Annotated in this window: 8 protein-coding genes; 5 read left to right on the top strand and 3 right to left on the bottom strand. The window is 69.0% G+C overall.

What is annotated here, in order from left to right; translation table 11 throughout:
- Positions 1 to 343: 343 nt before the first annotated feature.
- Positions 344 to 1,609 (top strand): phospholipase D-like domain-containing protein, encoded by a 1,266-nt coding sequence (locus tag VIB55_RS24250; protein WP_331879264.1) that lies wholly within the window; start codon positions 344 to 346, stop codon positions 1,607 to 1,609.
- Positions 1,610 to 1,988: 379 nt separating this feature from the next.
- On the opposite strand, the gene VIB55_RS24245 is transcribed toward VIB55_RS24250, so the two are convergent.
- Positions 1,989 to 2,879 (bottom strand): alpha/beta hydrolase, encoded by an 891-nt coding sequence (locus tag VIB55_RS24245; RefSeq protein ID WP_331879263.1) that lies wholly within the window; start codon positions 2,877 to 2,879, stop codon positions 1,989 to 1,991.
- A 128-nt stretch (positions 2,880 to 3,007) separates the two neighbouring features.
- Between VIB55_RS24245 and VIB55_RS24240 the strand changes: the two genes are divergently transcribed.
- On the top strand, positions 3,008 to 4,117 hold the full coding sequence (locus VIB55_RS24240) for a helix-turn-helix transcriptional regulator (protein WP_331879262.1): 1,110 nt from the start codon (positions 3,008 to 3,010) through the stop codon (positions 4,115 to 4,117).
- Between the two features lie 347 nt (positions 4,118 to 4,464).
- Here the strand turns inward: VIB55_RS24240 and VIB55_RS24235 are convergent, their stop codons facing one another.
- Both VIB55_RS24235 and VIB55_RS24230 read right to left on the bottom strand, forming a co-directional pair.
- Positions 4,465 to 6,282, bottom strand: a complete 1,818-nt coding sequence (locus VIB55_RS24235; RefSeq protein ID WP_331879261.1) for an alpha-keto acid decarboxylase family protein — start codon at positions 6,280 to 6,282, stop codon at positions 4,465 to 4,467.
- Positions 6,279 to 8,267: a flavin monoamine oxidase family protein gene (locus VIB55_RS24230; RefSeq protein WP_331879260.1), complete on the bottom strand. Its 1,989-nt coding sequence runs from the start codon at positions 8,265 to 8,267 to the stop codon at positions 6,279 to 6,281. The genes VIB55_RS24235 and VIB55_RS24230 overlap by 4 nt, the downstream gene beginning before the upstream one ends.
- Before the next feature lie 249 nt (positions 8,268 to 8,516).
- On the opposite strand from VIB55_RS24230, the gene VIB55_RS24225 reads away from it, so the two are divergent.
- From VIB55_RS24225 to VIB55_RS24220, 3 genes are all read left to right on the top strand, one after another.
- The gene (locus VIB55_RS24225) at positions 8,517 to 9,503 is read left to right on the top strand and encodes a hypothetical protein (protein ID WP_331879259.1); all 987 of its coding nucleotides are present in this window, start codon (positions 8,517 to 8,519) and stop codon (positions 9,501 to 9,503) included.
- Between the two features lie 185 nt (positions 9,504 to 9,688).
- The gene (locus VIB55_RS25575; RefSeq protein ID WP_349263075.1) at positions 9,689 to 9,964 is read left to right on the top strand and encodes a BrnT family toxin; all 276 of its coding nucleotides are present in this window, start codon (positions 9,689 to 9,691) and stop codon (positions 9,962 to 9,964) included.
- A partial coding sequence (locus VIB55_RS24220; RefSeq protein WP_331879258.1) for a BrnA antitoxin family protein occupies positions 9,961 to 10,210 on the top strand: 250 nt, incomplete at its 3' end. The genes VIB55_RS25575 and VIB55_RS24220, both read left to right, overlap by 4 nt.

Genomic DNA, 10,210 nt, shown 5'->3' with positions numbered 1-10,210 from the left:
CCCACGGGTCGCGCCGGGGGAAGAAGTCTTCGAGCTGCTCCCGATCACCCTGGAGCGCCCTTACGAACTCCCGCATTCTGGGCCGCGGCCCGGCTCCCGGGGCCTGTCCCTCCAGAGGCGATCCGAGGAGCATCAGGGCGACGAGGAGAACGCATCGCAGAGCCGTGGATCGCGCGGCGACTGGGTTCATGGGAGTGGCGGTGAGGGAGGATGGATAAACGAAAGATCGGAGTACGCCGGGCATCGCGCCAGCAACTCGACGGACACGATCAGTTCTGGAACGTTTCTGGCGGCAAATCTCTGCATCCCCATCCCGCAGGTTCCCCCGGTCCCACGAAGCACCATGAATCCATCGTTCCCCAGCCGCCACCTTGCCGTGGCCGTGGCCGCCGCGCTCGCGCTCGCCGCCTGCGACGCGGGACCGCGCGTCGTAGCGCCCACGCGCGAGACGATCCCCGCTCCGCAGGCGCCCTCGCGGGTGATGGCCGCGGCCACCTCCGGCACCGTGCGGATGGAGGCGCACTTCACGGACCTGCGCGCCGGGGCCACGCAGGACATGTCCATCCTCAACCACGTCATCTACCTGATCGACAACGCCCCGGCGGGCTCCACCATCCGCGCGGCCGTCCACAACATCAGCGCCAACGTGGTGCAGGCGGCGCTTCACCGGGCCAAGGACCGCGGCGTGGCGGTGTACGTGGTGATGAGCGGCAACCATCACCCGGGCGATCCCGCGGACGACAGCGACACCTCGCCCGAAGACCTGCAGGCGTACCTGGACAGCGGCGCCGGAACGCGCTTCCGCTGGTGCGTGAACGGGGGCACCTACACGGGCGAGGGATGGGACGGGTGCATCGCACGGCACGCCAGCGCCATCATGCACTCCAAGCTGTTCCTGTTCAGCCGTACGAGAGACGCCGCGGGCGTGCTGCGCGACAACGTGAGCTGGTTCGGCTCGGCCAACCTGACGTACGCTACCGGGGCCAACACGTACAACAACACGGTGACGGTGTACGGCGACAAGACGCTGTACGACAACTTCGTCGCCAAGTACTGGGCGCCGCTGTGGGCCAAGACCAGCTACGCCAACAACGACTTCTACGACTCGTCGTCCGGGCGGGGCTACTTCGGCGGCAGCACCTTCAACCTGCAGGTGTACGCGTCGCCGGAGCAGGAGACGGATCTGGTGTACAACCGCATCAACTACGTGGAGCCCGACACGGCCTGCGCCATCCGCGTGGCCGAGAACATGTTCAACGACACGCGCAACAACGTGGCGCAGCTGCTGGTTTCCAAGAAGCAGCAGGGATGCTGGGTTTCCGTCGCGGTGGGCTCCATCGGCTCGCAGGCGTTGGCCACGCTGCGCAACGCGGGAATCGCCGTGCGCAGGATCAACACGCACGACAAGTTCATCCTGATCAAGGGCCGCTACGCCGGATCCACGGAGACGCGCCGCATCGTGTTCACCGGCTCGCACAACCTGTCGCACTCGGCCAACTACATCAACGACGAGCTGTTCGTAAAGCTGGAGGATGACACCATCTACGCCGCGTTCCGCTACTCGTGGGAGCGAATGACGGCCGACGAGGACGTGTACGTGTATCCCTGACGGCGAAGGGCATCACGCGGAGGCGCGGAGGAAACGACGAGCCGCGGAGGGGCCGGGTGCCCTCCGCGGCTCTCGCACGCCCGCCTGCCGCAGCGCACTATGTCACCCCGATGGAGCGGTCCCGGCGAACCTGCCCATCCGCCGTACTCCGCAGCGACTGAGGGATCCGCCACACATTCAGGGCGCGCCACACCGACTTCTCCACACGAGAACAAGCCAGTCCGCGCAGGCGGACATCGTGTGGTTGTTGCAGCGAATTCATTCGCCCGGCACCGTCAAGGCCCCGCCCTAGGAGCGTGTGAAGCCGCAACGGAGCCGCGGACGGCTGGGTGCCCTCCACGGTTCCGCGGTCTCGCCCGCGCCGCCCAGCGCCTGCGCCCTACCGAAGGAACGCGCGCACCTCGGCCGCGAACACCCGCGGCTGGTCCAGCATGATGAAGTGATACGCGTCGTCGATGCGCTTCAGCGTCACGCGCGGAGCGTGTGCGTAGGCTTCGCGGTACAGGGAATCCGTCGCTTCCGCGGAAAGCGGAATGAGGGGTGCGTGGACGTAAAGGACGGTGACCGGCACATCCACGCGGGCCATTTCCCGCCGCAGATCGATCGTCATCACGTCGTGGAACGATCGCGCCGAGACCCCGCGGTCGCTCGCCAGCCCGAGTTCCGTCACCCTGGCCCGCAGGCTGTCCGTCCGCACCATCTCCGCGACCTGGGCGGTCAGCCCACGGCGCCGCGCCTCGTCGCTTTCGGAAAGCATCCGCTCCCGGCTGCGCTCGGCCCTGGGGCGCGCGCCTTCCGGGTCCGTTTCGCCGAGCAGCGCACCTCCGAACGGAACCATGTCCACCACCATCAGCTTGGAAACGGCGCCTGGATGGCGGGTGGCCACGAGCATGGCCAGCGTGCCGCCCATCGACATTCCGACCACCGCCGGCCGCTTCAGCCGCTGCTCCCGGATGTATCTCGCGATCTCTTCGGCGATGGCCTCCACGACGCGGCCCTCCCGCGCGTTGTCGCCCGCGGGAAAGCCCGCGAACCCGGACACCTGCACCAGGTGATACCGGTAGCCGGGCACCGCCGCCACGGTGCCGCTCCAAACCTGCTCCGCCGAGGAGGCGAGGCCGGGGATCAGCACCACGTCCGGGCCGGAGCCGACGGTGGTGATGGTGATCCGGCCCGAGCTGAAGGCCGCGGCGCGGGTGTTCAGCGCGGGAGCGCAGGCCGCCGCGAACAGCGCCGCGGCGATCACGGTCGTAGGGAGAGTGCGAGACATGTTTCGGCTCGTGGGTGCCCGGTGAGAAGCGAACGTTTCCGTTGCACACTCTACCCGCGCGTCCTACCTTGCCGCGTCGGACAAATGCCCTATTTGCCGCCGCTGCACCCTCCTGACGCCCCCGCCCGATGTCCCTCATCCTCAACTCCGCCGAGGTCGGCCGGCTCACGAGTACGCTGCAGGTGCTTTCCTCGCCCTTCGATGCCGCGACACCCGAGCAGTGGGTGCACGACGTACAGGCATGCGTGCGAGAGCTCTTTGCGGCGGACCACGCCATCTTCATCGGGATGGGCGACGGAGGCCCGCGCGTGGTGGCAGAAGGGTACCGCACGGAGTTCACCGACGAGGCCGCCACCGTTCTCACCCGCCCCGATCCGCTGAACGCCGCGATGGATGGCCGGATGCGCGCCACGGGAAACGAGGTCTTTCACGACGGCCGGATGCTGCAGGCCGTGGGATGGGAGCAGAAGGCGGCGGAGCGGACGGCGTGTTGGGAAGTGCGCGAGTCGCTGGGGATGATCCAGGCCCAGGGCCTGTACACGCACTCGCTCGATCATCCGAGCATCCTGTACGTCTCCTACGGCCGCAGGGGCGCCGCGACGTACATGGAGGAGCGTGGGCCCATGCTGATGCGCATGCTGCTGCCCTCGTTCAAGGGAGCCCTGCGCGCACTGCAGCGCCTGCGGAGCCGCGAAACCGACATGGCGGGCCTGCTGGACGCGCTGCCGGGCGCCACCCTGGTATACGACCGTGCGGGTCGTGAGATCGGGCGGAACCGGGCCTGCATCGGCGCGCTGGGAAGCGATCCCGAGGCAGCGACGGTCACGGGCGAAGCACAGCGGCTGGCGCGGAGCCTCTGCGCCCTCCGCTTTCCCCTGTGCGGGCGCACGGATGGCGACGCGTTCGCGCCCGCGGAGCGCCAGGTGTGCACCCGCCGTGGCGCATACCGGCTGAGCGGGACGCTGTGGGCGGGCGAGAGCGAGATCGCCGTCGTGGTCTCGGTGGATGCTCCGCGGGCGCTGCTCCCGCCCGGAGGCGTGCTCCAGGCGAGGTGGGGACTGACGGCGCGCGAAGCCGAGGTGGCGTCGCTCCTGTCATCGGGGATGACGGATCGGCAGGTCGCCGCGAAACTCTTCATCAGCCACTCCACCGCACGCCGCCACGCCGAGCACATCCTGGCGAAGCTGGGGATGAAGAGCCGCTCGGGGCTGGCGCTTCGCCTGATGCAGCCGGTGTAGCGGCTGGCCGCCGGCGGGCGGCTGACCCGCGGCTGGACCAGCGGAAAGGCCCCGACATGGGCCGCCGGCGCCGCAGCGCGGGATGTCATCCCGATGGAGCGGCCCCGGCGAACCGGCCCATTCGCGGTACTCCGCAGCGACTGAGGGATCCGCCACACATTCCGGGCGCGCCACACGGACTTCTCCACACGAAAACAAGCCAGTCCGCGCAGGCGGACTTCGTGTGGTTCTTGCAGCGAATTCATTCGCCCGACCCAGCCGAGGCCTCGCTCGAGAGCGAGTGAACCGCAGCTGGAGCCGCGGAGGGCTGGGCGCCCTCCGCGGCTCTTCGTATCCACCGAGTTCGGTCAGTGCTTGCCGGAGCCGCAGTGCTTCGTCACCTCGTAGTGGATGGCTCGCGGGTAGTCTTCGCGCGGCAGGCGCACCTGCACCAGCACGGGGCCGGCGTTGATGGCGTCGTCCCCATCCGCCAGCCGGCCGAGCAGCGCGTCCAGCTCGCCGTGCGTGCCCACCACCACGCCGGTCATCGGCGTGTCGGCGCCGGAGAACACCTCCGCGAGGCGGCTGTACTTCCACTTGTGGAGCACGTTGTAGAAGCCGGCCTCCTCGCCCGAGGCGGGATCGTAGAAGCACGGGTGCACCAGCATCTGCTCGATGCCGTAGAAGTCGTCGTTGTTCATCACGAAGACCACGTTGTCCTGCCGCAGCCGCGTCTGGGTAGAAAGCTCCTGGCAGCTTTCCTGGAACGATCCGTCGCCCACGAACACCAGCGCGCGCTTGTCCGGCAGCGCGGCCTTTACCCCCGTGACCGCACCCACCGAGTAGCCGATGGCCAGCCACGAGCCCTGGCAGAAGTAGGTGCGCGGCTGCGGCATCTTCAGGTTCTGCGAGCCCAGCAGCGAAAAGCCCGCGTCGGAGACCACCACATACGGCGACGTGGCCGCGGTGCCCTCGCCGGAGGCGGCCTCGTCCAGAAAAGCGCTGATTCGTGCAAAGAAGCCGTCGTAGGTCAGTCCCTCGTCCGCGGAGGGCACGGCCGCCGGCCCGCCGACGGCCATCTCGCGCGACCCCTCCGCGGAGCTGTAGTAGTCCGCCGGGGCATCCGCCCTCTCCGCGGCGATCCGACGCTGCACCAGGGCGTCGCGCAGGCTGGTGATGAACTCGCCCAGCTTGACGTCGGGGAAGTAGCGCGCCCCCACGCTGACGCCCTGGTGCGCCGCGACGATCCAGTCGTCGCCCACGGAGCGGGTGCCGCCCAGGTTCTTGGAGGTGGCCCACGAGCCCAGCCCCACGCGGCACCCGGCGACGTCCTGGAACATGCGGTAGATCTCCGGCAGGCTGGCCTTGCCGTTGTAGACGCCGTGGAACAGCGGGTGGTTCTCCGACACGGCCGACTTGCCGCCGATGGTGGTGCAGAAGGGCAGCCCCGTGGCGTCGACCAGCGATTCGAACTCCGCGCGCAGGCCGTAGCGGTCGATCTCTTCTCCGCCCCACAGGATGGGGCACCCCAGCTTTTCCATCAGCGCCACCGCCTCGTCCACCGCGGCCGTGCGCATCCGGTCCATGGCCGCGGAGGTGGGCCGGGGGCGCGCGGTGATGGGTCCGGCGGGGGCGTCGCACTCGCCGTCCCACACGTTCTCCCACACCTCGAGATAGACGGGGCGCCGCTCGGTCAGGCACGCCGTCAGCACGCCGTCGATCTGCACGGGCGCCATGCGGCTGCTGGTGACCACCTGCGCATCCACCGTCACCTGCCGGAAGGCGTCGACGTTGCTGCGCGTGTTGGGGCTCATGTGGCTGGTCAGCAGGCCGATCGCCTTCAGGTTCTGCCACTGCTCGTACGTCGGCGCGCCGGTGATGACGACGAGCGGAATCTGCTCCACGTACGCGCCGCCCACCGGCTGGAGCACGGACAGCGCGCCCACGCCGTAGGTGACGGCCACCGCGCCCAGGCGGCCCGTCGCGCGCGCGTAGCCGTCGGCCGCGTAGCCGCCATTGATCTCGTTGCAGTTGCCCACCCAGCGGATGCCGGCCCGGCGCGCCACGGGCAGGAAGGGGCCCAGGTGGTTGCCGGGAACGCCGAACAGGTCGGTGACGCCGAGCTCCGCCAGGCGCGCGGACAGGTAGCGCGCCACCGTCCACCGGTCGTCCACGGGGCCGCTCACGCGCTCACCTCGCCATTCACCTCGAGCGCCACGCGCACGGCGGATTCCAGCGAGCCCTCGACCCATGCGTGCTTCAGCGAGGTGTGCTCGCCGGCAAAGTGCACCGGGCCCTCGGGGGTGGGGATGTGAAGGTGAAGCTGCGTGACCTGCCCGGGAGTGAACACCGCCGCCTCGCCAAAGGCGTAGCGGTTGCGCAGCCAGCTCTGCGTTTGCCCCTTGCCGGTGTAGAACACCTCGATGCGCCGGCCGTGCAGCGACTGCAGGCCGCGCAGGGCAAAGGCGTACCGCTCGTCGTCGCTCATGGAGTCCCACCGGGCCGCGTCGTCGGCCCAGCTGTAGCTGGCCAGCACCACGCCGCCGTCGCTGCCCGGCACCGGGTGCGACGGGTAGTACATGAAGCGGTTGGGATTGTCGGTGATGGACCCGCCGCCGAAGACGTGCGTGGCCTCGCGGTCGGGCGCCTCCTGGTGCCGAAGCTCGGCGTAGAACGCCTTTTCGCGCTTGGCGATGCGGGTCTCGTCCACATCGGGGTCCGCGCCCAGCAGCGCCGTTCCCTTCGCCTGGCTTTCGCGGGCGTGCTCGTCGTACAGCCCCGGGCGGATGGCGTTCATCTCGCGCTTCCAGTCGGCCTCGCTGAACTCCCACCAGCGCTTGCTGAACTCCAGCAGCACCTTGGTGGCGGAGTCGTAGTGAAGCTCGATGACCGCCCTGCCCTTCTTGTAGCTGAACAGCGGGTCCACGATCACGTGGCGCAGGCTGCTGAAGGGAATGGTGATGATGGCCACGTCGGCCCTGAACTCCTGGAACTCGGGCGGCTGCGGGCTGCCGCCGCGGTCCTCGTCGGCGTGCTCATCCACCGTCTTGATCCACACGGCCGGTCCATCGGGCCCCACGTGCGTGCACCCCGAGCAGTCGCGGTCCGGGTGCCAGTACTCCATCTGCACCAGCCGCCGCCCCATGACGATCTCGTCGCGCAGAAACGAGAGGAACGCGTACGGCAGCCGCCAGCTTCCGCCCTCGATCTCCCAGTACGTGGCCCTGGGGTTGATGTCGCTGCGCCCCAGAAAGCTGTGGAAGAACGACAGGGGCAGCCGAGACGTGAGGTTCTCGATGGTCCCCACCGCCTCGATGGTCCCGTCGGCGAACTTGCCGTGCTCCTTGAGGAAGCCCCACATGGAGTACTGGTCGAAGTCGTAGATGACGCGCGCCCAGCCCTCCACCCACTCCTGGAACGGCTTGCTCTTCCGCTCGCGGGTCACCGGGTCCACCGTCGAGTAGTAGTCGCGCACCTTGTCGACCACGTCGTTCACCAGCTGGTTCGTCGTTTTCCCCCGCAGCTCCTCGGGCATGCCGAAGGTAGCGTTGATGGCGCGCGGGTCCTTCTCGTACTCGCTCTTGCGCACCTGCTTTCCGTTCACCCGGATCCAGGCGTTGTTCACCTTGTCGGGCGCGGTGAACGGAACGTCGGGCCCGTTGCGCCACTCGGCCCCGGTGAACGACTTGTAGACCACCGGGGGCACGGTGCCGCTGCCGGTGCCGGGCTTTACGTCGACGTTGTAGAACAGGCGGCGCTTCAGCCCCAGCTTGTCCACCAAGGCAAGGACGAGCGGGTGGAAGTTGGGAAGCCGCATGGCGCCGGCTTCGGCGTACTGGCGCGGATCGCGGAAGGGCGCCGGCAGGTCGGGCCGCCACTGGTCGTAGCGAAAGGTCTTCAGCCGCCCGCCGACGCGGTTGCCGTTGGCCTCGATGATGGTCACGTGGTGGCCCGCCTCCTTCAGCAGCCACGCGGAAACGAGCCCCGCGATCCCCGCCCCCACCACCAGCACCTTCTTCGGCTTGTCGGTCTTCGTCAGCCCGTGGTCGATCAACACGTCCAGGTACTTCAGCACCAGGTCGCCGTCATCGTCGCCCACCATCAGCAGGGTGCGGGCGAGCTTCACGCAGGTTGCCCAGCGCTCGGGGTCCAGCTTCTCGGTTTCGGTCATTGTTGGGTGCGATGGAGTGAAGTCGTGCGGCGGGACGGGGCGGCCAGCCTGGGGAAGGCGAGTGCTGAGGCTGCCGGATGCGGAAAGTACGTGCGAGCGATGAGCGGGACAACCACGATGATCGCGTCGCCCCGGCCCCGGTACGATGGAGGTGGACGGGGAGCTTGCGGCGCCGCCCGGCGGCGCAGATACTGAACGCACCGCACGGTCCACAGTCGTCGCCCCGTCCACCCGCCCGGAGGCCAACCGATGCTGATTCCCCGCTACTGGTCGCGCGCAGAGTCCCAGGCCGTCACCCCGGCCGGCAAGCCGGTGCGGTTCCACGTATGGCGTGGCTCGCGAAGCAGCCCCGCCGAGGCGCAGTCGCTGGCGCAGGAGGCGGTGGGGCGCGTGGCGGCGCGCATCAGTGCGGGTGAAGGCTTTCCCGAGCGCTACACCTACGGCGACCGCCCGCTGCGGGAGGAGGTGGTGCGGGAGTTTTTCGCGACCGGGTCGCCCGACGTGCCCGATGCGGCCATCACCCGCAACTCGTATGGCGCGCTGGTGCTGAACGCCGCGCGGGCTTTCTTCATCGACGTCGACGTTCCCGCCGCGGACGCCCAGCCGGCATCGCGGCCCGCCACCCCGCCGACGACGTCGCATCCGCTGTGGGGGCTGGTGGATGCGCTGCCGGTGCCGCCCGGGTTGAAGTCCATCGCCGACACCGTCCTGGGCCCGCGCACCCCGGCGCCGGCCGCGCCCCCTGCGGCCGCTCCCGGCGGGTGGACGCCGGGAGACCCGCCCACCGCGCCCTTGGCCCGGCTGCGGAACTGGATTGCGTCGCACCCGGACTGGCGGGTGCGCGTGTACCGCACGCACTCGGGGATGCGCTACCTGGTGACGCACGCGCCATTTTCGCCCACCGACGCCGAGGTGCAGGCCACCATGACGGCGCTGGGGGCCGATCCGCAGTACATCCGCCTGTGCCAGGTGCAAAAGAGCTTTCGCGCGCGGCTGACGCCCAAGCCGTGGCGGGTGGACACCGAGAACCCGCCGGTCACCTTTCCGTACGAGACGGGCGCGGACGAGCAGTCGATGCGCGAATGGGAGCGGCGCTACGACGCAGCGTCCGGCGGCCGCGCAACCTGCCTGTTCGTGGAGGAACTCGGCAGCGGCGTAGAACATCCCGACATCGCCCCGCTCCGCGCGCTCCACGACGAGCAGACGCGCGCCACGTCGGGGCTTCCGCTGGCGTAGCAACAGGGTTCCCCCTCCCCCGGCCCCTCCCCCGCAAACAGCGCGGGAGAGGGGAGAACGTCGAGTGAGGTTCGACTGGGTGCCGTGCATACTGCGGTAGCCGGGCTGCTCAAAGCGCCGTCCCCGTCAGGACGGCGCTTCTTCCTTTCCTCCTTGACCCGGTGCACGGACGTGCATACACTCCAATGCGATATGAATGGGACCCGAAGAAGGCACGCAGCAACGCCGCGAAGCATGGAGTTCGGTTTGCTGACGCCGTAGGTGCGCTGCAAGACGAGGACGCGATCACGGTGGAGGACCCACACCCAGAGGAGGAGCGCTACGCCACGATCGGCACAGATAGCCTGGGCCGAATCGTCGTGGTGGTTTACACGTGGCGAGGAATAGGAACAGTGCGCCTGATTTCCGCGCGCCGGGCGTCGCGGACAGAGCGAGTTCTCTACGATCGAGGCGACCGATGAAAGACGAGTACGATTTCAGTATGGGACGGCGAGGCGCAATCGACCCCACGCCTGCGGGAAAGACACGAATCACCATCCGTTTGGACAACGAGGTGCTGGATTGGTTTCGCGCGCAGGTGGATGCGGCGGGTGGCGGCAACTACCAGAGCCTGATCAACTCGGTCCTGCGGGACCACGTGCGCAACGCGGCCGAACCGCTGGAAGAGACGCTTCGCCGCGTGCTACGCGAGGAACTGCGGCAGAGCG

Origin of the sequence: Longimicrobium sp. (genome assembly GCF_036554565.1) — a bacterium.
In the GTDB taxonomy this organism is placed as follows: Bacteria; Gemmatimonadota; Gemmatimonadetes; order Longimicrobiales; family Longimicrobiaceae; genus Longimicrobium.
The sequence above is the reverse complement of the archived record's forward strand: the minus strand, read 5'-3'. Positions and strand labels throughout refer to the sequence as shown.